Origin of the sequence: Staphylococcus argenteus (genome assembly GCF_000236925.1) — a bacterium.
In the GTDB taxonomy this organism is placed as follows: Bacteria; Bacillota; Bacilli; order Staphylococcales; family Staphylococcaceae; genus Staphylococcus; species Staphylococcus argenteus.
In genome coordinates this window covers 1,218,525-1,243,935 of sequence record NC_016941.1, presented here as the reverse complement: position 1 = coordinate 1,243,935, position 25,411 = coordinate 1,218,525, and the positions used below count along the sequence as shown (strand labels likewise).

General features: G+C 32.9%; 23 protein-coding genes. All 23 read right to left on the bottom strand.

Annotated features, from left to right (window positions below):
* Positions 1–220: 220 nt before the first annotated feature.
* The 23 genes from rpsO to xerC all read right to left on the bottom strand — a co-directional run bounded on the left by rpsO (position 221) and on the right by xerC (position 25,016).
* Positions 221–490, bottom strand: a complete 270-nt coding sequence (gene rpsO / locus SAMSHR1132_RS05845; RefSeq protein WP_001018327.1) for a 30S ribosomal protein S15 — start codon at positions 488–490, stop codon at positions 221–223.
* A 114-nt stretch (positions 491–604) separates the two neighbouring features.
* The gene (gene ribF / locus SAMSHR1132_RS05840) at positions 605–1,576 is read right to left on the bottom strand and encodes a riboflavin biosynthesis protein RibF (protein ID WP_000864173.1); all 972 of its coding nucleotides are present in this window, start codon (positions 1,574–1,576) and stop codon (positions 605–607) included.
* 14 nt (positions 1,577–1,590) lie between these two features.
* Positions 1,591–2,508 carry a tRNA pseudouridine(55) synthase TruB gene (truB, locus tag SAMSHR1132_RS05835; protein ID WP_000282309.1) on the bottom strand — a complete coding sequence of 306 codons (918 nt, stop codon included), beginning with the start codon at positions 2,506–2,508 and terminating at the stop codon, positions 1,591–1,593.
* 171 nt (positions 2,509–2,679) lie between these two features.
* Complete coding sequence (gene rbfA, locus SAMSHR1132_RS05830) at positions 2,680–3,030, bottom strand: 30S ribosome-binding factor RbfA (RefSeq protein WP_000097321.1); 351 nt, start codon at positions 3,028–3,030, stop codon at positions 2,680–2,682.
* A 328-nt stretch (positions 3,031–3,358) separates the two neighbouring features.
* Positions 3,359–5,485, bottom strand: coding sequence for a translation initiation factor IF-2 (gene infB / locus SAMSHR1132_RS05825; RefSeq protein WP_000043647.1), 2,127 nt, complete (start codon positions 5,483–5,485; stop codon positions 3,359–3,361).
* 4 nt (positions 5,486–5,489) lie between these two features.
* Complete coding sequence (locus SAMSHR1132_RS05820) at positions 5,490–5,807, bottom strand: YlxQ family RNA-binding protein (protein ID WP_000021269.1); 318 nt, start codon at positions 5,805–5,807, stop codon at positions 5,490–5,492.
* Positions 5,804–6,088 carry an RNase P modulator RnpM gene (gene rnpM / locus SAMSHR1132_RS05815; protein ID WP_000727422.1) on the bottom strand — a complete coding sequence of 95 codons (285 nt, stop codon included), beginning with the start codon at positions 6,086–6,088 and terminating at the stop codon, positions 5,804–5,806. The genes SAMSHR1132_RS05820 and rnpM overlap by 4 nt, the downstream gene beginning before the upstream one ends.
* Positions 6,089–6,108: 20 nt before the next feature.
* The gene (gene nusA, locus SAMSHR1132_RS05810) at positions 6,109–7,284 is read right to left on the bottom strand and encodes a transcription termination factor NusA (protein ID WP_000097470.1); all 1,176 of its coding nucleotides are present in this window, start codon (positions 7,282–7,284) and stop codon (positions 6,109–6,111) included.
* Between the two features lie 20 nt (positions 7,285–7,304).
* Positions 7,305–7,772, bottom strand: a complete 468-nt coding sequence (gene rimP / locus SAMSHR1132_RS05805) for a ribosome maturation factor RimP (RefSeq protein ID WP_000036632.1) — start codon at positions 7,770–7,772, stop codon at positions 7,305–7,307.
* Positions 7,773–8,047: 275 nt separating this feature from the next.
* A complete protein-coding gene (locus SAMSHR1132_RS05800) occupies positions 8,048–12,358 on the bottom strand; it encodes a PolC-type DNA polymerase III (RefSeq protein WP_096001341.1) in 4,311 nt (1,436 codons plus the stop codon).
* Positions 12,359–12,631: 273 nt separating this feature from the next.
* Entirely contained in the window at positions 12,632–14,335 is a 1,704-nt protein-coding gene (locus SAMSHR1132_RS05795) for a proline--tRNA ligase (RefSeq protein ID WP_000814111.1), read from the bottom strand.
* A gap of 19 nt (positions 14,336–14,354) precedes the next feature.
* Positions 14,355–15,641, bottom strand: coding sequence for an RIP metalloprotease RseP (gene rseP, locus SAMSHR1132_RS05790; RefSeq protein WP_000120886.1), 1,287 nt, complete (start codon positions 15,639–15,641; stop codon positions 14,355–14,357).
* Positions 15,642–15,851: 210 nt separating this feature from the next.
* Positions 15,852–16,634 carry a phosphatidate cytidylyltransferase gene (locus SAMSHR1132_RS05785; protein WP_000868415.1) on the bottom strand — a complete coding sequence of 261 codons (783 nt, stop codon included), beginning with the start codon at positions 16,632–16,634 and terminating at the stop codon, positions 15,852–15,854.
* 6 nt (positions 16,635–16,640) lie between these two features.
* Positions 16,641–17,411, bottom strand: a complete 771-nt coding sequence (locus tag SAMSHR1132_RS05780) for an isoprenyl transferase (RefSeq protein ID WP_000473698.1) — start codon at positions 17,409–17,411, stop codon at positions 16,641–16,643.
* 361 nt (positions 17,412–17,772) lie between these two features.
* Entirely contained in the window at positions 17,773–18,327 is a 555-nt protein-coding gene (gene frr / locus SAMSHR1132_RS05775) for a ribosome recycling factor (RefSeq protein WP_001280034.1), read from the bottom strand.
* Between the two features lie 18 nt (positions 18,328–18,345).
* A complete protein-coding gene (gene pyrH / locus SAMSHR1132_RS05770) occupies positions 18,346–19,068 on the bottom strand; it encodes a UMP kinase (RefSeq protein ID WP_000057330.1) in 723 nt (240 codons plus the stop codon).
* Between the two features lie 136 nt (positions 19,069–19,204).
* Complete coding sequence (gene tsf, locus SAMSHR1132_RS05765; RefSeq protein ID WP_000201390.1) at positions 19,205–20,086, bottom strand: translation elongation factor Ts; 882 nt, start codon at positions 20,084–20,086, stop codon at positions 19,205–19,207.
* Between the two features lie 34 nt (positions 20,087–20,120).
* Positions 20,121–20,216 carry a hypothetical protein gene (locus SAMSHR1132_RS05760; protein ID WP_223804885.1) on the bottom strand — a complete coding sequence of 32 codons (96 nt, stop codon included), beginning with the start codon at positions 20,214–20,216 and terminating at the stop codon, positions 20,121–20,123.
* Positions 20,217–20,267: 51 nt separating this feature from the next.
* Positions 20,268–21,035, bottom strand: coding sequence for a 30S ribosomal protein S2 (rpsB, locus tag SAMSHR1132_RS05755; protein ID WP_000268484.1), 768 nt, complete (start codon positions 21,033–21,035; stop codon positions 20,268–20,270).
* Positions 21,036–21,311: 276 nt separating this feature from the next.
* The gene (gene codY / locus SAMSHR1132_RS05750; RefSeq protein WP_000055333.1) at positions 21,312–22,085 is read right to left on the bottom strand and encodes a GTP-sensing pleiotropic transcriptional regulator CodY; all 774 of its coding nucleotides are present in this window, start codon (positions 22,083–22,085) and stop codon (positions 21,312–21,314) included.
* Between the two features lie 24 nt (positions 22,086–22,109).
* On the bottom strand, positions 22,110–23,513 hold the full coding sequence (hslU, locus tag SAMSHR1132_RS05745; RefSeq protein ID WP_000381629.1) for an ATP-dependent protease ATPase subunit HslU: 1,404 nt from the start codon (positions 23,511–23,513) through the stop codon (positions 22,110–22,112).
* 64 nt (positions 23,514–23,577) lie between these two features.
* The gene (gene hslV / locus SAMSHR1132_RS05740; protein ID WP_000072683.1) at positions 23,578–24,123 is read right to left on the bottom strand and encodes an ATP-dependent protease subunit HslV; all 546 of its coding nucleotides are present in this window, start codon (positions 24,121–24,123) and stop codon (positions 23,578–23,580) included.
* Positions 24,120–25,016 (bottom strand): tyrosine recombinase XerC, encoded by an 897-nt coding sequence (gene xerC, locus SAMSHR1132_RS05735; protein WP_001015612.1) that lies wholly within the window; start codon positions 25,014–25,016, stop codon positions 24,120–24,122. Before xerC ends, hslV begins: the two co-directional genes overlap by 4 nt.
* Positions 25,017–25,411 lie beyond the last annotated feature (395 nt).

Here is a 25,411-nt window from a genome sequence, read left to right as displayed (position 1 = left end):
TCAGTTCAAATATAAGTGATATTTTTAAAAATATACTTGTATTTTTAATTTCTTGATTAATTCTCTAGGTGTACTTATATCATCTTTATCTTATTGTAACCTTATTGTTCACTCAATATTAGCTTAACATATAATAAATGTTAATATTTGTAAAAACTTTTTGATATAAATTAAGGTTGGAACATAAATATGCCCCAACCTCAAAGACGTTATATTAAGATTAACGACGGATACCAAGTGATTTAATTAATTCACGGTAACGTTGAATATCTTTACTACGTAAGTAGTTTAATAAATGTCTACGACGACCTACCATTTTTAATAATCCACGACGTGAATGGTGGTCTTTTTTGTGTGTACGTAAGTGATCGTTAACTGCGTTGATTTCAGCAGTAAGTACAGCGATTTGTACTTCTGGAGAACCTGTATCAGTTTCGTGTACACGGTATTCTTTAATAATTTCGTTTTTACGTTCTTGTGAAATTGCCATAATCAATTTCCTCCTTAAAATGTTTGAATACTCCTTAATCCGAGTTAGGCGTTGGAGATTCGACCTACTAAGAAAAAGGTGTGGTATAGTTTGTTTTTGTAACTATACGCAACTTTAAATATTATATGCTACTTCATCACCAAAATCAACCGCTAATAAATATTTAGCACGTGCTTTATCATCATTCATCTGTTTAACTAGTGGATCAATTCCATCAAATTTAATTTCAGGACGTAAGAAATGATGCCAATAAACTGTTACGCGCTCTCCATAAATATTATCTTCAAAGTCAAAAATATTTACCTCTATGACGACTTCCGCTTTATTCGGATCATGAAATGTAGGTTTAACACCTATATTTGCTACTCCACGATATAATTTATTTTCAGTACCAATCTCTATACTAACAGCGTAAACACCTTTTCTAGGCAATAAATAGTCATCACTTGGTTGAATATTAGCAGTAGGGAAACCAATTGTTCTACCTCTTTTTTCACCTTGCACAACAGTGCCTTTAATTGAATAAATATAACCCAGCGCTTCATTAGCTTTTTGTAATTCACCGTTAATTAAATCTTGACGTATAGAAGTCGTAGAAATTTTTTCATTTTCAATTTCTTGTTTACTAACTATCGTTGTATTGAATGCATCATATTCTTGAAGTACGGTCATATTACCTTTTCCAAACTTTCCAAAGGTAAAATCAAAACCTGCAATCACTTCTTTAACATGATTTTTAATAACATAATTTTCAACAAAATCTTCGACACTCACATTTGCAAATCTAGATGAAAAATTAACAACGATGCAATAATCAATATCATGTTGACTAATTTTTTCAATTTTATCTGAAAGTGGCGTTAAATATGTTGTACGTTTTCTTTTAGGATTAAGCACGACTGATGGATGCGGATCGAATGTCATTACCGCTTTTTTCAAATTTCGCGCCTCAGCTATTTCATTTAAAATATCAAAGACTTTATCATGACCTTTATGCATGCCATCGAAAAATCCGAATGCCATTGCAACATCCTCTTTAATATACTGTTTAGATTGAATAGGATGTGTCACTTCTATGACTTTCATAAATTCTATCTCCTTTAATTAAAGACTTTTTTAGGTTTGATTTCTGATTCTTTAGTAGGATGTGCCATATAAATTGCTAATACTTTTTTTGAATCATCATCAATAAATACAATTTGGTCCTTAATTTTGTTATCAAATTCATTTTTATTAAATTTCTGCCCATTTAAAATACGTTTCTTTATGTGCGGATTTTTAATTTTAATGCTTGGCAAACCCTTTAATCCATATTCTAAAGGAAACAATTTATTTTGCAATGAATCCTGCTCATGAAGTGCACTTATTTGTTCTAAAGTTAAACTATCTTGTAATTTAAAACCACCTGATTCAATTCGCGTTAATTTTGACATATGCGCTGGAAATCCTAATTTCGCACCAATATCTGTTGCCAATGTCCTTATATATGTTCCTTTACCACAAACGACACGTATTTTAAAATGACATTCGTTTCCTTTGAAGTCGAGTTCAGAAATTCTTCCGATTTCATTAATATTCACTTTCCGTTTAGGGCGTTCTACTGTTTCATTGTTACGCGCATACTCGTATAATTTTTTACCATTAACTTTTACCGACGAATACATTGGAGGCGTTTGTTCAATAACCCCTTTAAAGTCTTCTAATAATCGATCAACATCATCGTTAGTGATGTGTGCTGAATGGATAGCTTTAACTTCTAATGTATCACCAGTTTGATCTTCGGTAGTAGTACTTCTACCTATTGAAACAGTAGCTTCATATGCCTTGCCCATATCCATTACATAATCACTTACTCTAGTAGCATTGCCAATACATACTGGTAACACGCCAGCAACTTCCGGATCAAGCGTACCTGTGTGACCAATTTTTTTAGTTTTTAAAATTTTACGTAATTTAAATACGACATCATGACTTGTTAATCCTCGTTCTTTATAAACTGGTAAAATTCCATTATACATTTCGTCACCTTCTTTTTATTCATTTATATATGTAGTTAATTCTTGTCTGAATTTCTTCATAAAAAAACTGGAAAATGTTAAACATTTCTACACATCTTTGTATTAACTGTTTAATGTTAATATACCGATATTAAGAAATTATCAAACATTTTCCAGATACCTAACACTAAATTATCTATCTTGTTTGTGTAAATCTTGAATCATTCGTTCAATTTTATTACCGTATTCGATTGATTGATCATACTCATAAATTAATTCCGGCATAATACGTAATCGCATTCTAGAACCTAATTCTGACTTAATAAAGCCTTTTGCTTTATCAAGCGCTTTAAAAGTATTTTCTACTTCTTTATCATTTCCTAAAACTGTTAAAAATACTTTAGCTTGTGATAAATCGTTTGTTAAAACGACATCAGTTATTGTAATAAAACCAACTCGAGGATCTTTGACTTTATTGTTGATGATATCCATTAATTCCTTCTTCATTTGTTCACCAACACGCTCTGCTCTCATACTGCTCATTCTTGTCACCTCTTTATCTTTAAGTTCAATTGTCATTTGCACTTTTTACTGTAACAATGCTTAAACAATTATTTTAGCTCACACGTTATTTTAATAAATTAAACCCATAAAATCAAATAAAGTTTGCCGTAGGATAGGCTTTTTAACAGAAAATTTTCCAATATTAGTCGACATTATATTTTGTCGTTAAAACTCATTCTAGATCACCGCAAAATTTCATACAATATCATGTCTATATATCGTAACTTTTACTAGGAAATCTATTCAAATAAAAAAGCCAAAAGTAAGCGACGTCACTATACTTTTGGCATATTATTTTTATGAAAAATTAACGTTTAATTTCAACCATTTCAAATGCTTCGATAACGTCGCCTTCTTTAAGGTCATTGTAGTTTTCAACAGTGATACCACATTCATAACCTTTTGCAACTTCTTTTGCATCATCTTTGAAACGTTTAAGTGTATCTAATTCACCTTCGTACTGAACAATTCCATCACGAATAATACGAACACCTGCATTACGTGTAATTTTACCTTCAGTAACATAACAACCAGCGATAGTACCCACTTTAGAAACTTTGAATGTTTGACGAACTTCTGCTTGTCCAATAACTTGCTCTTCGAATTCTGGATCAAGTAGACCTTTCATCGCTGATTCAATTTCTTCTATAACGTTATAGATGACTCTGTGTAAACGCATATCAACATTTTCAGCTTCTGCAGCACGCTTTGCACCACTATCTGGACGTACATTGAAACCAATAATGATACCATTTGATGCATTCGCAAGTGTTACGTCTGACTCGTTTATTGCACCAACTGCTGTATGAATAATACGTACATTTACGCCTTCAACATCAATTTTCATTAATGATGCAGCTAAAGCTTCGACAGAACCTTGAACATCACCTTTAATAATAACGTTCAAATCTTTCATTTCGCCTTGTTTCATTTGTTCAAACAAGTTATCTAAAGAAACATTTTTACTTTCTTGACGTTGTTGTACGATGCTAGCTTCATGTCTTGATTCACCGATACGACGGGCTTGTTTTTCATCACTAAATACAACAAAGCGATCTCCCGCTTGAGGCACATCATTAATACCAGTGATTTCAACAGGTGTTGATGGACCAGCTGTTTTAATTCTTTGACCTAAATCATTTACCATTGCACGGATACGACCATACGTATTACCAACAACAATCGCATCACCAACATTTAATGTACCATTTTGGACTAACAATGACGCAGAAGGACCACGAGATTTATCTAATTCTGCTTCGATAACTGTTCCAACAGCACGATTTTTAGGGTTTGCTTTAAGTTCTTGTACTTCCGCAACTAAGCCAATCATTTCTAATAAATCATCAATACCATCACCACTTAATGCTGAAAGCGGAACGAAAATTGTGTCGCCACCCCAATCTTCAGGAATCAAACCGTACTCAGTTAATTCTTGCATAACTCTGTCTGGATTCGAAGTTGGTTTATCAATTTTGTTCACTGCTACGATAATTGGCACTTCTGCTTCTTTAGCGTGGTTAATTGCTTCAATAGTTTGAGGCATTACACCGTCATCAGCAGCTACTACTAAAATTGTGATATCAGTTACTTGGGCACCACGCGCACGCATTGTTGTGAAAGCAGCATGTCCTGGTGTATCAAGGAAAGTAATTTTTTTACCATCGTTTTCAATTTGATATGCACCAATATGTTGTGTAATGCCGCCTGCTTCTCCAGCAGTTACCTTTGTATGACGAATTGAATCTAATAATGTTGTTTTACCATGGTCAACGTGTCCCATGATTGTTACAACTGCTGGTCTTTCAATTGCTTCTGGATCATCTTTTTCATCTTCGAAGTATGTTGAAAGATCTTCTTCATTGATAACAACTTCTTCTTCAACTTCTACACCGTAGTCATCAGCAATTAATTCAATTGTTTCTTGATTTAAAGATTGGTTAATATTAGCAACAATACCAAGTAGGAATAATTTTTTAATAATTTCAGAAGACTCAACGTTTAATTTGTCAGCAAATTCACCAACAGTGATACCTTCTTGGTATGTTACCTTTGAAGGTATTTCTTTTGGTTCAACTGGTTGGTTTTGTGGCTTATTATTTTTATTGTTCTTCTTATTATTTTTATTATTCTTTTTGTTGTTTTTGTTACCTTTATTATTAGGTTGTTGATTCTTCTTGTTATCTTTTTGTTGTCCTTTGTTGTTGTTTTGGTTTTTGTTGTTGTTTGATTTTTGGTGATTATTTTGAGCGCTTTGTTTTGAATCATTTTTTTGTTCTTTTTTGAACTTTTTATCTAATGCTTTAATTTGGTCATCTTCCAAAGCTTGCATATGATTTGAAACCTCAATATTCATGCTTTTTAACTCATCTATAATCTCTTTACTCTTTAGATTTAATTCTTTCGCATATTCGTAAATTCTTTGTTTACTCATATAATCACTCCTTATGATATTCATCTATCATTGATAGCAACTTTTTAGCAAAGCCTGGGTCAGTAATCCCTACATTAACACGCTCACCTTTTCCAAGTGCTATTCCCAATTCATTTCGGCTTCCAAATTTTCTAAATGGAACCTTATAACTATTACATTTGTCTGTAATTAATTTAGTTGTATTATTTGATGCATCTTCAGTAACAATGACGAGTTTCAAATTTCCCTTTTTAATATCATTAACAATGACTGATTCACCTGTTTTTACTTTACCAGCTCGCATTGCCAATCCTAAAAAGTTTAATATTTGTTCTATACTCATTTTGGAATCTCTTCTCTATAAATCAATCTAATAATTTCATTATAAACAGGCTCCAATTCTTCTTTTGACGCTTTAAAATACTTCTCAAGTATTTCTTTTTGTTGCGCTTTTTCAACCATTGCAACATCTTTAGAAACATATGCGCCACGGCCTTGTTTCTTTCCTGTTACATCCGCAAAAATTTCGCCTTCTTTGTTTATGACAACACGAATCATATCTTTTTTGGGATGCATTTCATTTGAAAGAATGCATTTTCGCATCGGAATTTTTTTCTTTTTCATAGATACTTCACTCCAACCTATTATTCAGATTCTTTCTCTACGTTAGTATCAACTGTAACTTCTGTTGCGTCTTCTGTTGATTCTGCTATAGCATCCTCTTCTGTAATAACTTCATCGTCAGTTACATTTTCAACCTCTACTACTGGATAGATACCTGCTTCACGTGCATCTGTTTCTGATTTAATATCAATTTTCCAACCTGTTAATTTAGCAGCTAGACGTGCGTTTTGTCCTCTTTTACCAATCGCCAATGACAATTGATAATCAGGAACAACAACTACTGTAGATTGATTTGCTTCATCAACTATAACTTCTAAAACTTGAGAAGGGCTTAAAGCATTTTTTACAAATACTTTTGGATCTTCATTCCATTGTACGATGTCGATTTTTTCGCCACCTAGCTCTTCAACAACAGCTTCAACACGCGCGCCTTTGGCACCAACACATGCACCAACAGCATCGATATCATGATTTTCTGAGAAGACACTGATTTTAGAACGATCTCCTGCCTCACGAGCAACTGATTTTACGATAACAGTACCATCATAAATTTCTGGTACTTCTTGTTCAAACAAACGTTTTAATAAACCTGGATGGCTTCGTGAAACATAAATTTGAGGTCCTTTTGTAGTTTGTTCTACTTTGTTAACATAAACTTTGATACGTTCATTAGGAATATATTTTTCATTAGGGCTTCTTTCGGCTTCAGATAAAACTGCTTCAATACGTCCTAAGTTAACATAAACATAGCGGTGATCTACACGATCAATCACACCTGTTAATATATCTTCTTCTTTATCAATAAACTCTTCAAATAAAATTTCACGTTCAGCATCACGAAGTCGTTGCATAACTGCTTGTTTCGCAGCTTGAGCACCAACACGACCGAAGTCTTTTGGTGTTACATCTTCTTCATAAATATCTCCAATTTCGTATGCTGGGTTTTTAACAAGTGCAGTACTTAAGTCGACTTCATCTCTATCATCAAAGACCTCTTCAACAACGTCTTTTCGAGCAATTACTTTGAATGTACCTTGATCCATATTTAATTCAACACGGACATTTCTTGCACTATCATAATTCTTTTTGTATGCAGTAATCAATGCTGCTTCAATTGCATCAATTAACACTGCTCTAGGAATTTTCTTTTCTTTTTCTAAATATTCAGTAGCTAATAATAATTCATTACTTGACACGTTTTTTCCTCCTCATCACGTTAAATCATAACTGCGTGACGTGCTTTTGCTATTTTGTCTCTCGGTATCTCTATATTTTTTGTTCTTGCTTTAATTTTCACCTGTACAACAATTGTTTCATTATTGACTTCCTGTAAAATGCCTAACCATTCTTTTTCACCATCAATTGGTACATACAATGAGACAAAAACAGGCTTAGTTATTGCATTTTGGAAATCTTGTTCTTTTTTAATAGGACGTTCCGCACCAGGTGATGCTACGTCCAAATAATACATTTCAGGAATTGGATCATTCGCATCCATAGCTTCACTTATTTTTTCAGAAGCAAGCGTACAATCATTTAAATCCACGCCACCTTCTTTATCAATAGAGATTCTAAGAAAATGGTCTCTACCTTCTTTGACATATTCAACGTCTACAAGTTCAAAATTCAAGTCTTCCATAATTGGTTGAACAATCACTTCAACTTGTTCTGTAATTTTACTCATACAGGCCTCCCTTTTTGGCAAATAGAAAAGAGCGGGAATCTCCCACTCTTTTGCCTGAGTTCACTAATTTTTAAGCACCTTAATTATAGCATAAGTTTATTTACTAAACAAATGACTTCACCAATTATCAGTGATTCTTCCTTAAAATTAGTCTTCTTATATTTATTTTTCTGCTAAATCAGAGCGTTAAGTTAAACAATCATATAAAACCTCATCGAATCTGATATAACTTTTTCTAAAATAAAATCACTAAATGCTATAGTGTAATATTTCGATTACATATCAAATATTGAAAGCTGAGCTTTATCTGGTAAATTCGGTAATGAGCCTAACTCATCTAAATACTCAATAATTTTCTGAGATAATCCAGCTTTTTTATTCAAGTCTTCTTTTGATAAGAACGGACCATCATCACGTGCTTCAACAATACGTTTTGCAACATTTTCACCAAGACCCGGCACTGAAATAAATGGTGGAATGAGTGAATCTCCTTCAATGATAAACTCGAACGCTTGACTCTTTTCTAAACTAATCGGTTGCATTCGATAACCACGATGTGCCATTTCATTCATAATTTCCAAGACAGTTAATACGTCTTTTTCTTTTTTACCCAAATCCATATAGCGAGAATACATGTCTTTTACAGTATTTCGAATGCTTGTTTTATCTTTAATCATCGTAATTAAATCAAAGTCTGACGCACGAATTGTAAAGTAAGAAGCATAATAATAAAGCGGATGGTGTACTTTGAAATATGCGATACGTACTGCCATTAAAACGTATGCTGCTGCATGGGCTTTAGGGAACATGTACTTAATTTTTAGACACGAATCTAAATACCAATCTGGCACATTATTTTCTTTCATCGTATCTATCATTTCTTCAGTTAAACCTTTACCTTTACGTACTGATTCCATAATTTTAAATGCCATCGATGGTTCTAAACCAGCGTACATTAAATAAACCATGATATCATCACGACAACCAATTACACTTGATAAATCACAAATACCTGATTTAATTAATTCCTGCGCATTGCCTAACCATACATCTGTACCGTGTGACAATCCAGAAATTTGAACTAACTCAGAGAACGAAGTTGGCTTTGTGTCTTCTAACATTTGTCGAACGAATCCAGTACCAAATTCCGGCACGCCAAATGTGCCTGTTTTACATAAAATTTCATCTTCAGTAACACCTAAACTTTCAGGTGTACTAAATATTTGCATGACTTCTTTATCATCTACTGGTATCGTTTTTGGATCAATTCCTGATAAATCTTGAAGCATACGTATCATAGTCGGATCATCGTGACCAAGTATGTCGAGCTTCAACACATTGTCATGAATAGAATGGAAATCGAAGTGTGTCGTCATCCATGCTGAATTTTGGTCGTCTGCAGGATATTGTATTGGTGTAAAATCATAAATATCCATATAATCAGGTACTACAATAATACCCCCTGGGTGTTGCCCAGTTGTACGTTTAACACCAGTACACCCTTTTACAAGTCGATCTATTTCAGCACCTCTTTTATGAATACCTTGATCATTTAAGTAGCCTTTGACATAACCAAAAGCAGTCTTTTCAGCGACAGTACCTATCGTACCTGCACGGAAAACTTTATCCTCACCAAACAATACTTTTGTATAGTTATGAGCATTTGGTTGATATTCACCACTAAAGTTTAAATCGATATCAGGAACCTTATCCCCTTTGAAGCCCAAGAAAGTTTCAAATGGAATATCTTGTCCTTCTTTGATAAGCGGTGCCCCACAAGTTTCACACGTTTTATCTGGTAAATCGAATCCTGATCCTACAGAACCATCATTAAAAAATTCACTCGTTTTACAATTTGGGCAAATATAATGCGGCGGTAATGGGTTCACCTCAGTAATTTCAGTCATTGTTGCTACAAAACTTGAACCAACGGAACCACGAGAACCTACTAAATATCCATCATCCAACGATTTTTTAACCAAACGTTGTGAAATTAAATAAATAACTGCGAAACCATTCCCAATGATACTTTTTAATTCTTTTTCTAATCTATCAATAACGATTTGAGGTAAATCTTCGCCATACAATTTACGTGCATTTGCATAACTTAACTCTCTAATTTCCTCATTGGCACCTTCCATACGAGGTGTATACAATTCATCTTTAATAGGAACTACACGTTCAATTCGATCTGCCAATTCATTAGTATTTTTCACAACAATTTCATGCGCTTTTTCTTCACCTAAAAAATGAAACTCGTTTAACATTTCATCTGTAGTTCTAAAATGTGCTTCTGGTAAAGTTGAACGATTCAGTGGATTACCAGGTTGCGATGCTATTAAAATTTTACGTGCAATTCCATCGTGTTCAAATAAATAGTGGGCATTACCTGTCGCAATAACTGGTATGCCTGCTGTATCACCAGCATGCATTAATCGTTGATAAATTTCATGTAATGTTTCTGTATCTCTAATTAATTCCCTATCTATTAAATCTTGATAAAGTGCTGGCGGTTGAATTTCAATGAAATCATAGTATTTAGCAATTTTTTCAACTTCACTTTGATCTTTTTGCATAACGGCTGTGAATAATTCACCTTCATCACAAGCTGTTCCAACTAATAACCCTTCACGATATTCATCTAATAATGAACGCGGAATCCGTGGTGTACGATAGAAATATTTCACCAGCGATGCACTTACAATTTTAAATAAATTTTTAAGACCTTGCTGATTTTGTACAATCAGTGTTACATGGCTCGGTCTCGCACGTTTATATGCATCCTCATTACTAAGCTTTTTGTTGATTTCATTATGATTCAATACACCTAATTCTTTCATTTGTTGAACCATTTTAATGAAAATGTAAGCTGTTGCCTCTGTATCATAAATGGCGCGGTGATGTTGTGTTAATTCTACGCCATATTTTTTTGCTAAAAAGTTCAAACCATGTTTACCATATTCGGTATTAATTGTACGAGATAATTCTAAAGTATCGATAACACCATTGGTAGATGGTCCAAATCCTAGTCGTTCATATCCAGTATCAATGAAGCCCATATCAAATGAAGCATTATGTGCTACGAATATCGCATCGCCAACCCATTCTTTAAATTCTGTTAGAACTTCCTCAATTTCGGGCGCGTCAACTAACATATCATCGGTAATATGCGTTAAATTGATAATCGTTTCCGATAATCGTTCATGTGGATTACTAAATCTTTCAAATTTATCGATGATTTCACCGTTATGAATTTTTACAGCTGCGAGCTCAATAATTTTATCATATTGATTTGACAAACCTGTAGTCTCAACGTCAAATACAACATATGTAGCATCTTTTAATACGACATCTTGTGGTTTATACGCAATCGGAACACCATCATCAACCAACATACCTTCCATACCATAAATCATTTTAATGCCATGTTTTTCAGCTGCTGCATGGGCATCTGGGAATGCTTGTACAACGTTATGATCTGTTACAGCAATAGCTGGGTGACCCCAATCTGCAGCTTGTTTAACATACGCGCCAATATTTGGTATTCCATCCATTTGACTCATTGCGGTATGCAAATGAAATTCGACACGTTTTTCTTCAGCTTTATCTTTTTTCGTAGCTTTTTTAATTTCTTCAATATCAGACATCATCATTACTAAATCTCTAATAAATGTATCTTCCTCGATTCGCCCTTGTGCTCTAACCCATTTACCAACACTCAATGCTTTGAAATGTTCTAAATCATCCTTATTTTTACGAGTAAACATTTTTAATACTAATGAATCTGTATAGTCAGTAACTTTAATTTCAACGATATGGCGTCCACTTTTTAGTTCTTTTAGATTAATATCAAAAATAACCCCTTCAATAGCAACTTTAAACTCTTCTTCAATAATTGATTCAATAGGTTTAATATTTTCAATTTGAATTGGTTTTCCTATTTGACATTTATCAACAGCACTTTCGTTATTATCTTGTTGTTTCGCTTTTTCAGCTTTCATTTTTTCAAGTTTCTCTGTAGCTAAACGTGCACTTTGTTCATCTTCTTCTTGAATATGTGCTTCTAAAGATGCTAAATTTTGTTCTTGATCATTGTCATTTGTTTCAAAAACTATTTTATCTAAGTCAAAACCACAATTTCTGAAAGCCTTAACGAGACTTCCATTACATGCTTTATCAAAATGATTTCGTTCTATGTCATTCGACACCATTACTTTTAAAATCTTACCTGACATGATAAGCTTTTTCTGTTTTAATTGTCCTTTAACTTTTGGAGATAAACCTGTTTGATCAATACAATGCCCAAAATATTTTATTGCATGTTCATCTTGATTTGTACCATCTGTTACCGTAAAACGACATGTAACATTGGCAATATCTTTAAATTCTTGCTCTATCGCGTTAATAAATAATAAATAATCTTCATGAGCTAAGAATTGTGGTAATGTAATATGAAATTCCCATGTTCTATTTTTATTAGAAACATCTATACGTGTCAGTTCACCTGAATTTAAAATTTCACTATCTAATTGATTTGAAATTTTAATTTGATCAGCAAGCACTTTAAATTTTTGTTGCTCTGTCATTGCCAAGACAATTACCACCTTAAATAGAAATTACTTTTATGCATTTCAATAATAATTAGATTATACGGTTTATTCGAAGTGAAAAACACTTAACTTCTATCTTCTTCACATATATCTAATCACATTATTGTTAAAACAAATTTATCATTAATTATACTACGTCTTCAGTCATATTTCATCGAATAATCATTATATCAAAAATAATAAGAGTAGGACATAAGCACGCAATTTCTTTTAGCTTTATCCTACTCTTATTATGTTAAATGTTTTTCATTATTTTAAATTGTCATATTTATTAGAAATGACAGTCATTAAGTCATCGATATGAACTTCTTCACTATTTCCAGTTAAACGTTCTTTAACTTCAACAATTCCTTCAGATGCACGTTTACCAACTACGATTCGCAATGGCAATCCAATTAAATCTGCATCATTGAATTTTACACCAGCACGTTCTTGACGGTCATCATACAATACATCAAATTTATCATTAAATTTCGCATAAAGTTGATCTGCAAGTTCACGCTGATCATCTTTCTTAGGATTAATTGAAATTAAATGTATATCAAATGGTGATACTGATTTAGGCCAAATAATACCGTTGTCATCATGATTTTGTTCAACAATTGCACTTAATGTTCTAGAAATACCAATTCCATAGCACCCCATAATTAAAGGTTGTGCTTTACCTTGGTTATCTAAGAAAGTTGCATTCATCGATTCTGAGTATTTAGTACCTAATTTGAATACTTGGCCAACTTCTATACCTTCTGCAAAATGCGCAACGCCAGAACCATCGCTTAACTTCTCACCTTCTAAAATAAAACGGAAATCTCCGTATTCATCAACATTAAAATCTCTACCTACATTAACATTAATTAAATGGTAGCCATCTTCATTTGCACCAACTACAAGATTATTTAAGTCTTGTACAAAATTATCTGCGTAGATTTTAATCTCTTTATCAAGAACAGGTCCTAACGATCCAGGATTGGCACCAACTAAATTTACAATTTCATCTTGTGTTGCTAATTCAATATTATCTGTTTCAAAGTATGATTTTAATTTAATGTCATTAATTTCATGATGTCCACGAACTAATACCATAATATATTCACCATCAACTTTGAAAATCATTGTTTTAACAATTTCGTCTACTGGTCTTCCTAAAAAGTCTGCTAACTCTTGTGCAGTCTTAACATTTGGGGTTTCTATTTTTTCTAACGCTTTTTCTGCTGTATGTTTATGATTAGGTTCATAAACCACTTCAGCTTTTTCAATGTTAGCGGCATAATCGCTTTCTTTACTGTAAACAATTGTGTCTTCACCAATTGCACTTAAGGCCATAAATTCATGTGTATGACTACCACCGATAGCGCCTGAATCTGCTACAACTGGTCTAGCATTAATACCAACACGCTCAAATATACGGCTATATGCGTAATACATATCTTGATATGTTTGATCTAAAGATGCTTCATCTGCATGGAATGAATAAGCATCTTTCATAATAAACTCGCGTCCACGCAATAAACCAAAACGAGGTCTCTTTTCATCACGGAATTTTGATTGAATTTGGAATAACGTCATTGGCAATTGTTTATATGATTTTAACTCATTTCTTACTAATGATGTTACTAATTCTTCATGTGTTGGACCCAATGCGAATTGTCTTCCATGTCGATCTTGCAAGCGCATTAATTCTGGTCCATAAGCTCCCCAACGACCTGATTCTTCCCATAATTCAGCTTGTTGTAAAGCTGGCATCAAAATTTCAACAGAATCAATACGTTCCATTTCTTGACGCACAATTGCTGTAATATTATTTAACACACGAGTTGCTAGCGGTAAATAACTATAAATCCCACTTGTACTTTGTTTAATCAAACCTGATTTCAATAATAAACGATGACTCTGTGCTTCTGCTTCCGATGGCACATCACGCATCGTTGGTATAAAAACTTTGGATTGTTTCATAATTATTTATCCTCCTAATTTATAAAAAATATCGTCGAATATCATTCCACGTGACTAATATCATAATAATGACCATGAATATCGCACCGATAGCGATAATTGTTGTTTCTGCTTTTTTATTAACTGGTTTTCTAAAAATTGCTTCATAAATAACAAACAATATACGTCCACCATCAAGGGCTGGTATTGGAATTAAATTCATAATACCTAAGTTAACACTTAATAATGCAGTATAACCAATTAAGCTGATAATACCAGATTTAACTACAGAGTCTACATTATGATAAATACCAACAGGCCCATTCAACATGTCGAATGAGAAACCACCAGTGAAAATACTTGCTATCATACCAACTACTGCTGTAAAAATAAGTGTACTACCCTTTAAAAAGCTTTCAAATCCGTATAATATCGGTTTAAAAATCGTATGTTCACTTGCAGGTTGGAACCCAAGAACATATTTAGTTTCTGAACTCACTTTTGTAAGTTTTCTTTCAGTCTTTTTAGGAGTTAATTCAACCGATTTTGTTTTACCATTACGTTCAAATTTAACAGTTGTCTTATTATCTTTTACTTTGTCTAAAGCTTTGTCAACATCTGCAAATTCAGATATTTTGTAATTGCCAATTTGAACAATTTTATCACCTTTTTGTAATCCTGCTTGTTGAGCTGGGTACTTATCTGCAACTTGGTCTACAGTAGAAGTTGGTGTACCTTGATAATATGCAAGACCAATAAATAGGACTAAGGCTAAAATAAAGTTAAATAATGGACCTGCAAATAATGTTAAAAATTTTGGCCAAGGCTTTTTATGTGCAAATTGTCTGTCTTTCGGTGCAATTTGAACTAAACTACCATTTTCAACAAAGAATGCCTTTCTTGCAATTTTAAAATGGTGTCTTTCATTGTCATAAGCAGTAATTCCTTCTATGAATAACTCATCTTTAAAATCACATTTTTTAACTTCAATCGCTTCAATTTGTTGAAACTTATGATGGTCATCTAATATGATATGTGTAATTTCATTATTTTCATTTAATTTAATTTTGATATTCATTCCAGGTTCTACTGGTGGTTCTTCCAAACCATCCCCTGCCATACGAACATATCCACCAACGGGTAATAGTCTTATTGTATAAAGTGTTTCATTTTTTCTAAAACTAAATATTTTTGGTCCCATACCAATCGCAAATTCTGGACACATAATACCTGCTCTTTTCGCAAAAAACATATGTCCATATTCATGAACAGTTACAAGAACACCAAAAACAATAATAAATGCAATTATTGTAATTAAATAGCTCACTCGCTACACCTCAATTATTTATAAATTTCTTTTAAAGTAAAATATGATTGCTGTATACGTAATATAAGTCATTATAATATGCTAATGAAAATTCACAAAATATAATGGCTAGTTTAAATAATTATTCTGCATAATTTTCAAAAGGAGCGCTGAGATAAAACAAAAATATCTCAGCAACTCCTCTTATCATTTAATGATCTGTTCTCAGCATTAAGATTGTATTAATAAAATATTTAATAACGGTAACACAAACATAAAGCTGTCAAATCGGTCTAAGATACCACCATGCCCAGGTAGTATTCGACCTGAGTCTTTAACGCCGAAGTGACGCTTAAATCCTGATTCCACTAAATCACCTAACTGACCGAATAAACTTAAAATTAATGTTACACCAAGTAAAATCCAAATATTCATATTAAAATCAACAAAGTATGACATTGCTATTGGTACTAATAAACTACAAAATAGACCGCCAATAAATCCTTCGATTGTTTTATTTGGACTTATCACTGGCCAAAGTTTATGTTTGCCCATCATTTTACCAAATAAATAAGCGCCTGTATCAGTAAGCCATACAATTAAAAACGCATATAATATGTAATGTAAACCTTCAGATCTTGTTTCATAAAAGAACATAAATCCAATGCCAACATACGCAACAGACATTAAACAAAATGCTGCATCCATAAAACTAAATCGATTCTTAGATAAGACTGTATAACTTAGAACAATAAAACTCATTGCAATTAAGCTTTTTAATTGAATAACTTGTACCCAAGGACCTGCATGTTGTGGCAACATAATAATGATAAGTGCGACTGCACTAATTAAACCAGGAATTGACACAAATTTAATCATATTCATGTTCAATAATTCTTTTAATGCTATTAATGCTAATAAATTAGCAAAAATCATTAATACAAGGCCACCTTTTAACAGAATAGGCAAAAATACGATTAAGGCAATAATAGCTGTCAGCGTTCTTACTTTCATACTATACTACTCCTCACTCAATCCGCCAAAACGTCTTTGACGCGACTGATAAATTTTAATACATTCAATTAATTCATCTTCGTCAAAGTCAGGCCATAATTTTTGATTAAAGATAAATTCACTATAAGAAACTTGCCAAATCAAGAAATTACTTATTCTCTGTTCACCTGATGTACGAATTAATAATTCAGGATCAGGATAATCCTTTGTCATTAAATGATTGTCTATAAATGTTTCATCTATAACGTCACTAGATAAACCTTGTTGCTGAAGCTCTTCAAACATATTTTTAATACTATGAACAATTTCTGCTCTACCACCGTAATTGATCGCAAAAATCAATTTCAAACCAGTATTATTCGCCGTCTTTTCCTTTGCATTATTAATCGCTTCAATTGTTGAATTAGGTAATTTTTCAGTAAAACCTATAGTTTCAACTTTAACATTTTTTTCTATTAACTCAGGTAAAAATGTTTTTAAGAAATTGACAGGCAAATTCATAATATAATTAACTTCACTTTCAGGTCTTGACCAATTTTCAGTGGAAAAGGCATATAAGGTTAAGTATTTAACACCGATGTCACTAGCAGCTCTAGTGATTTTCTTAATTGTTTGCATACCTTCATAATGGCCTTTAATTCTCGGCATTTTACGTTTCTTAGCCCATCGTCCATTACCATCCATGATAATCGCGATATGTTCAGGTATATTTGCCGCGTCCAATTCTTCATTATAATTATTTATAGTGTTCTTTTTATTTATTAGCTTTTTAAACATGGTCTTTCCTCCGAGCCTGATCATCTCTGTCATATAGTATTAGTTACTAAACAATCATTATCATTTTATCATACTCATTTAACGCATTGAATAAGCAAATAAAAAAACTGTACCAAAGTCTGACTCGGTACAGTTTACACCATGAATGTGACATACATACTGAGGTTAAAAATACATAACTTTAATGCGATACTTTATCACATGCAAAAGTAAAATGTTAAGTTAACTTATTTAAACACCATCATAACTAATGAAAAAATAATTAACATTCACAACCAACGAATCATTCAATGTGATTGTAGAATTTCACCTTTACATTGCTATCTCTAATTGGCATTTTAATATGTCACTGTATATCGATTTATACTGACATAATATCTTTTTCTTTATCAGCAATCATTTTATCAATTTCTTTTATTGAGTTGTCTGTTGCTTTTTGGACATCTTCAGTACCAGTTCTTAGTTCATCTTCAGTTATGTCACCGTTCTTCTCATCTTTTTTCAATTGATCATTCATATCACGACGAATGTTTCGAACAGATACTTTTGCTTCTTCACCAATTTTCTTAACGTCTTTAACGCGTTCTTTTCTGCGCTCTTCAGTTAAAGCAGGGACTGCGATACGAATTACTTCACCATCACTTGTAGGGTTCACTCCTAAGTTCGCTGCAATAATTGCTTTCTCAATATCTGCAACAGATGTTTTATCATATGGAGAAATTACAAGTAAACGTGCTTCTGGAACATTAATACTTGCCAATTGTTGTACAGGCGTTGGTGCGCCATAATAATCAACTGTTACACCATTTAATAAGTTTGAATTAGCACGGCCAGCACTAATATTTGCTAATTCACGAGATAAACTTTCGATTGATTTTTGCATTCTTGATTTAGTTTCACTAATAATGTCGCTCATTATATTACACCTCTAAATTTATTTTGTAATTAACGTACCTATTTTTTCACCCATCACGGCACGTTTGATATTTCCTTCTTCCATAATAGAGAAAACAGTTAATGGGATGTTATTATCCATGCAGAATGATGATGCAGTTGAATCCATAACTTGTAAACCTTCTTGAAGCATTTGGATATGAGTTAAATGCTCATATTTAACAGCATCTTTGTTCACTTTAGGATCTGCTGAGTATACGCCATCCACATTGTTTTTACCCATTAAAATAACATCGGCTTCAACTTCTGCAGCACGTAAAGCCGCTGTTGTATCTGTAGAGAAGTATGGGTTACCAATACCTGCAGCAAAAATAACTACACGTTTCTTTTCTAAGTGTCTAATTGCACGACGACGAATATAAGGTTCTGCAACTTGTTTCATTTCAATAGATGTTAATACTCTTGTATCGCAATCTAATTGTTCTAAACTATCTTGTAATGCTAATGCGTTCATAACTGTTGCAAGCATACCCATGTAATCTGCAGTGCCTCGGTCCATACCTAAGTCACTACCCGTTTTACCTCTCCAAATATTTCCGCCACCAACAATAACTGCGATTTCACAATCCATTTTAGCAACTTCTGCAACTTGTTCAGCAACACTTTTAATAATTACTGGATTTATGCCAAATCCTTTTTCTCCAGCTAACGCTTCACCACTTAGTTTCAAAACTACACGTTTATATTTAGAAATTTGAGCCATTTTCTTATCCTCTCTATCGTGAATATATGTAACATATACAAGTAAAGAAGACACAGTTGTCGTTTTATTAGAATGATTTACATTTTAATAAAGCAACATTAAAGGTGTCTTCTTCCTTGTTTTACTTTATGACAGATTATTTCATTTGTCCTTTTACTTCATCCGCAAAGTTTTCTTCACGTTTTTCCATACCTTCGCCTACTTCATAGCGTACGAAGTCAACAAGTTTTCCACCTTTTGTTTTCAAGAAAGCTTCAACTGTTACATCTGGGTTTTTAACGAAGTCTTGGTCTACAGCACAAATTTCTTGTAAATATTTACGTAAACGTCCTTCCACCATTTTTTCAACGATGTTTTCTGGTTTACCTTCATTTAATGCTTGTTGTTTTAATACTTCTCTTTCATGGTTGATTTCTTCTTCGCTTACTTGTTCAGAAGAAACATATTTAGGATTAATTGCAGCAATATGCATTGCAACGTCTCTCGCTGCTTCTTCATCAGTAGAACCTTCAACAACAGTTAATACACCAATACGACCGCCCATGTGTAAGTATGCGCCGAATGAGTCGTTATCAGTTTTAGTTCTGATTGCAAAACGGCGAATGCTTAATTTTTCACCGATTGTTGAGATTGCTTCTTTCATTCTTTCATCAACTGATTTACCGTTTGGTAAAGTTGTTTCCATTAAAGCTTCTACAGTTTCTGCTTTTGTATCTAATACTTGGTTAGCAATTTCTTTTACTAACTCTTGGAATCCTTCGTTACGAGCAACAAAGTCAGTTTCAGAGTTGATTTCAACGATAACTGCTTCGTTACCTTTAGTTTCAACGTGTACTAAACCTTCAGCCGCAATACGGTCTGCTTTTTTAGCTGCTTTAGCAATACCTTTTTCACGTAAGTAATCAATCGCTTTATCGATATCGCCTTCAGTTTCAGTTAGCGCTTTTTTACAATCCATCATACCTGCGCCAGTTTTTTCACGTAATTCTTTAACAAGTTTTGCTGAAATAGTTGCCATTCATTATTCCTCCAATAAGTTATCAATTTATATATTATGATTTTAGCATTATTATAGGCAATATTGCCAATACTCTAATTGAATATTTGTAATTTGCCCTAATTTCCTTTTTAAAAAAGGTGATAAGCATTTATATCTTATCACCCATTTAAACTATATCTAAGTCAGATTCAACAGTTGATTATTCTTCAGTTGCTTCTGTTTCTTCTGATTTTTCTTTTTCATCTAAATCGATGTTTTGTTCTGCAGCTACTTCTTCATTAGAAACGCCTTGTTGACCTTCTAAGATTGCATCTGCCATTTTAGCAGTTAATAATTTAACTGCACGGATAGCATCGTCGTTTGCTGGGATTACGTAGTCAATTTCGTCAGGATCACAGTTAGTGTCAACGATACCTACGATAGGAATATTTAATTTACGAGCTTCAGCAATTGCGTTACGCTCTTTACGTGGGTCAACTACGAATAATGCTTGAGGCATTGATTTCATATCACGAATTCCGCCTAAGAATTTGATTAAACGGTCGTATTCTTTTTTAAGTTCTACAACTTCTTTTTTAGGTAATACTTCGAATAAACCATCTTCTTCCATTTTTTCAATTTCAGAAATACGTTTGATTCGTTTAGAGATTGTTTTATAGTTAGTTAATAATCCACCTAACCATCTTTGGTTAATGTAGAATTGTCCAGCACGTTCTGCTTCAGATTTAACTGATTCTTGTGCTTGTTTTTTAGTACCTACGAATAAGACTTGTCCGCCATCTTCTGAAACTTGTTTCAAGAAGTTATAAGCTTCGTCTACTTTTTTCACTGTTTTTTGTAAGTCGATGATATAAATACCATTTCTCTCAGTGAAGATATATTTTTTCATTTTTGGGTTCCAACGACGTGTTTGGTGACCGAAGTGTACACCCGCTTCTAGTAATTGTTTCATTGAAATTACTGCCATTATAAATTCCTCCTATTGGTTAGTTACCTCCATAACAAACTATTGTAAAGACAATATAAACATATTGCACCCTTTACACAATCACGTTTGATATGTGTGTATTGGCTTTATAGCCGAAAATAAATATAACATAATGCCGTACCTAAAGCAAATGTTTTTCAAGTATTTTTTACATTTTTCATTGTAATATTCTCATTACCGTTTCAAATGATAATTTGAATAAAAATTACCCAAAATAAATGACTTCAATATTATCATCGAAGTCATTTCATCAATTTATTTACTTTTTTCTAACTCATCTAAGAATTTTTCTTTTTTAACTTTGATGAAGGTACCTTTCATGCCTAATGAACGTGATTCAATAACGCCAGCACTTTCTAATTTTCGAAGTGCATTTACAATAACTGATCTTGTAATACCTACTCTATCAGCAACTTTTGAAGCGATTAATAATCCTTCAGTACCACCAAGCTCATCAAAAATATGCTCAATTGCTTCTTTTTCAGAATACGATAACGAATTAATTGCCATAGTGATTGCAGCTTTATCACGAGCTTCTTTTTCAACTTCGCTATGCTTTTCACGTAAGATTTCCATACCAATAACTGTAGCTGCATATTCACCTAGTACTAAGTCATTTTCATTAAAATCATCGTGTACGCGACCAAGCACTAGAGTACCCAATCTTTCTCCTCCACCTAAAATCGGGAAAATCGTCGTACGACTATCAATGAATAATTCTCTATTTTCAGGCGGGAATACTGTTAATACATTGTCGATATCAATATTTGATTCTGTTTGTTTAACTTCCATTAATTGTTCAGTATATTCACTTGGAATATGTCTTTCTTCCAACATTTGAATAATTCGTTGGCTTTTCAATAATTCGTTAAGACTTGAACCTAAAATTTTACCTCTGCGCGACACAATAAATACATTTGTTACAGTTACGCTACTAATCGTTTGCGCGACATCTTTAAAATCAACCGCAATACCTTTATGTTTTTGAAGTAACGTGTTTAACTCTCTCGTTTTAGATAATAAGCTCATGAATTTTTCTCCTTTTTTATATTTTTATAGAATAAATGCACTTAAATCTTTATTAGTTGAAATTGATTTTAATTTATCATCAACATATTGTGGGGTAATATCTACAACTGCATTTGGCATACTTGGTGCTTCAAATGATAAATCTTCTAACATTTTTTCTAATATTGTATGAAGTCTACGCGCACCAATATTATCAGTGTCTTGATTCACCTGGTATGCTATCTCAGCTAATCTAGTTATTGCTTCATCCGTAAAGTTAACAGTAACTTCTTCTGTTTGAAGTAACGCCTCGTATTGTTTTATTAGCGACAACTTAGGTTCAGTTAAAATTCTCACAAAATCTTCTACTGATAAACTATCAAGTTCAACTCTAATTGGGAAACGACCTTGTAATTCTGGAATTAAATCACTTGGTTTAGATACATGGAACGCACCAGCTCCGATAAACAGCATATGTTCAGTATTCACAGTACCATATTTAGTTTGAATTACGCTACCTTCAAGGATAGGTAAAATATCTCGCTGTACGCCCTGTCTAGACACATCTTGACCACTATTATGGTTATTAGTAGCCACTTTATCAATCTCATCAATAAATATAATACCCATTTGCTCAGCTAATTCTAACGCTTCTTGGTTCGCACTCTCTTGATCAATTAATTCATCTGCAAAACCATCGGCTAAGATTTTTCTTGCTGTCTCAACTGCAACTTCTCTTTCAACCTTTTTCTTAGGCATCAACTGATTCATCATCTCTTGCATTTGCTGATTTTGATTTGTTCCAAGCATGCCTAAAGCTCCTGGATCCTGTTCAACTTTAATTCTAACTTTTTCTTTTTCAAGCTTTCCTTCTTCAAGTTGTCGTTTAATTTCAGATCGTTTCGTTTTAATTTCTTCTGTAGGTGGTTCTTCTTCATCTTCATTATTTTGACCGAAGTTTGGAATTGCACCTCCGAATAGTGACTCTAACGGGTTATTGCTTTGTGATGCTTTCTTTTTCATACTTGGAACAAGCAACTTAACAAGTTTTTCATTCGCTTTAGCAGTCGCTTCATCTTGAACCAATGATTTTTTTTGCGCTTTTACTAATCTTACTGAAACATCAACTAAATCTCTAACCATACTTTCGACATCTCTACCAACATAACCTACTTCAGTAAACTTAGTCGCTTCAACTTTTATAAATGGTGCACCTACAACTTTAGCCATTCTTCTTGCAATTTCAGTTTTACCAACTCCTGTTGGACCAATCATCAAAATATTTTTTGGTGAGATTTCTTGTTTTGATTCTTCATCTAACAAACTTCTTCTATATCTATTACGTAGGGCAATGGCCACTTTACGTTTAGCATCATTTTGTCCAACGATGTATTCGTTTAATTTAGATACGATTTCTTTTGGAGTTAATTTGATTCCAGTTGTATCCATTAATTTCATTCCTCCGTCTTTAACTAAAATTAATTACTCGTAACAATGTATCGCTCACGAAATATTATAGTGTTTCTACAACAATATTATCATTAGTAAAGACACAAATATCCGCAGCTACTTTTAAGCTTTCATATGCCATTTCTTCTGCTGACAATTGAGATGCATGACGTTTCAGTGCACGTCCAGCACTTAATGCATAATTACCGCCTGATCCAATAGCGATTAAATCATCGTCCGGAGCAATAACCTCACCAGTGCCACTGACTACTAAAATAGCATCTTTGTCCATGACAATTAGCATCGCTTCTAATTGGCGTAATTGTTTGTCACCACGCCATTCTTGAGCTAGTTCAACGGCAGCTCTTTCCAAATTACCGCTGAATTGCTGTAATTTAGTTTCAAATTTTTCGAATAATGTAAATGCATCAGCTACACTACCAGCAAAACCTGCCAATACTTTTCCTTCATATAGACGTCTTACTTTCCTTGCTGTTTGTTTCATGATGACTTGTTGACCAAGTGTAACTTGGCCATCACCTGCCATTGCTGCTTTTCCATTATGTCTTACGGCATAGATTGTTGTTGCATGTAACGTTGTATTACTCATGATTCATTCTCCTTTTTCGCTCGAGGATGGGCATTTAGATATACTTTTCTTAACTGCTGGTTTGATACATGCGTGTATTTACCAGTTGTTGATAGATTGACATGACCTAATAACGATTGCACTGTACGCAAGTCGGCACCTTGATTCAACAAATGTGTGGCAAAAGTATGTCTAAGTTTATGAGGATGAATATCACTTACACCCGCAGTCCTTTTAACAATGTCATTCAAAACATAACGCACACCACGTTCTGTAATGGCTTCACCTTTCAAATTTACAATTAGAAAATCATGATTACATGATTGAATAGGTTTAAAATGTTCCAAATAAATTTCAATACTTTGCCTACAATAAGCACCAAAAGGCACAAATCTCTCTTTGCTACCTTTCCCTAATACTGTTACACCATTGGCATAAAAATCTATATCTTGTTTTTTAATATTAACTAATTCTGAAACACGAATACCAGTAGCATATAATAATTCAAGAATTAATCGATCACGCAATCCTTTTGTAGCATCCTCTTCTACCGTTTTAAATAACGCCTCCATCTCTTCTTCATAAAAGAATTGAGGAAGATATTTTTCCTTCTTTGGATGTACCAATTGAACAAATGGATTTACAATATTATCATCTAATGTCATCCAATATTCATAAAAAGTACGTAACGTTGAGATTTTACGAGAAACCGATGTTCTTTTCAAATGATTTGAATATAAATAACTCAAATAATTTCTAGCATCTCTATATTCAAAAGTATTCAACTGTAAATGTTCTTGTTCTAAAAATTGATTAAATTGAATTAAATCATCTCTATATGATTTTAATGTATGTTCTGAAAAATTACGTTCAACTTTTAATGTATTTAAAAATGCTTCCTGAATATGATTCAATACATTTACCCTCCATCAATAAGAATTGTAGCACATAGAGCAAAGGGCTTACAGTAATTTGATAATCAATTCTAAATCTTTTGAGAATTAAATAATTATAAGTTACTGGTGAACCTATAAATTAGAATACTTCTTTTTAAATTTATTTACTATTAATCATTATTAATAGCTTCGCCATATAATCTTTATTTGCCTTTTAAATATTGTTTAATTAAATCTTCCTCTTACATGTTACAACAATCAACTTATTGTGTGTTATTTATTTAGATATTTTCTGAAAGCGAATTCTAAATTGTCAGAAATACGTAACAATTCCAAAATTAAAAAGACTAGAATAAGTTTTTTCATTTCATTGTCATAAATTGTGTAATAATGACTTAAGAATGAATAGCATT

Excerpts from the sequence above, each read along its gene's own strand:
- rpsO (WP_001018327.1), bottom strand. The coding sequence starts at position 490 with ATGGCAATTTCACAAGAACGTAAAAACGAAATTATTAAAGAATACCGT.
- ribF (WP_000864173.1), bottom strand. The coding sequence starts at position 1,576 with ATGAAAGTCATAGAAGTGACACATCCTATTCAATCTAAACAGTATATT.
- truB (WP_000282309.1), bottom strand. The coding sequence starts at position 2,508 with ATGTATAATGGAATTTTACCAGTTTATAAAGAACGAGGATTAACAAGT.
- rbfA (WP_000097321.1), bottom strand. The coding sequence starts at position 3,030 with ATGAGCAGTATGAGAGCAGAGCGTGTTGGTGAACAAATGAAGAAGGAA.
- infB (WP_000043647.1), bottom strand. The coding sequence starts at position 5,485 with ATGAGTAAACAAAGAATTTACGAATATGCGAAAGAATTAAATCTAAAG.
- SAMSHR1132_RS05820 (WP_000021269.1), bottom strand. The coding sequence starts at position 5,807 with ATGAGTATAGAACAAATATTAAACTTTTTAGGATTGGCAATGCGAGCT.
- rnpM (WP_000727422.1), bottom strand. The coding sequence starts at position 6,088 with ATGAAAAAGAAAAAAATTCCGATGCGAAAATGCATTCTTTCAAATGAA.
- rimP (WP_000036632.1), bottom strand. The coding sequence starts at position 7,772 with ATGAGTAAAATTACAGAACAAGTTGAAGTGATTGTTCAACCAATTATG.
- SAMSHR1132_RS05800 (WP_096001341.1), bottom strand. The coding sequence starts at position 12,358 with ATGACAGAGCAACAAAAATTTAAAGTGCTTGCTGATCAAATTAAAATT.
- SAMSHR1132_RS05795 (WP_000814111.1), bottom strand. The coding sequence starts at position 14,335 with ATGAAACAATCCAAAGTTTTTATACCAACGATGCGTGATGTGCCATCG.
- SAMSHR1132_RS05785 (WP_000868415.1), bottom strand. The coding sequence starts at position 16,634 with ATGAAAGTAAGAACGCTGACAGCTATTATTGCCTTAATCGTATTTTTG.
- SAMSHR1132_RS05780 (WP_000473698.1), bottom strand. The coding sequence starts at position 17,411 with ATGTTTAAAAAGCTAATAAATAAAAAGAACACTATAAATAATTATAAT.
- frr (WP_001280034.1), bottom strand. The coding sequence starts at position 18,327 with ATGAGCGACATTATTAGTGAAACTAAATCAAGAATGCAAAAATCAATC.
- pyrH (WP_000057330.1), bottom strand. The coding sequence starts at position 19,068 with ATGGCTCAAATTTCTAAATATAAACGTGTAGTTTTGAAACTAAGTGGT.
- tsf (WP_000201390.1), bottom strand. The coding sequence starts at position 20,086 with ATGGCAACTATTTCAGCAAAACTTGTTAAAGAATTACGTGAAAAAACT.
- SAMSHR1132_RS05760 (WP_223804885.1), bottom strand. The coding sequence starts at position 20,216 with ATGCTTATCACCTTTTTTAAAAAGGAAATTAGGGCAAATTACAAATAT.
- rpsB (WP_000268484.1), bottom strand. The coding sequence starts at position 21,035 with ATGGCAGTAATTTCAATGAAACAATTACTAGAAGCGGGTGTACACTTC.
- codY (WP_000055333.1), bottom strand. The coding sequence starts at position 22,085 with ATGAGCTTATTATCTAAAACGAGAGAGTTAAACACGTTACTTCAAAAA.
- hslU (WP_000381629.1), bottom strand. The coding sequence starts at position 23,513 with ATGGATACAACTGGAATCAAATTAACTCCAAAAGAAATCGTATCTAAA.
- hslV (WP_000072683.1), bottom strand. The coding sequence starts at position 24,123 with ATGAGTAATACAACGTTACATGCAACAACAATCTATGCCGTAAGACAT.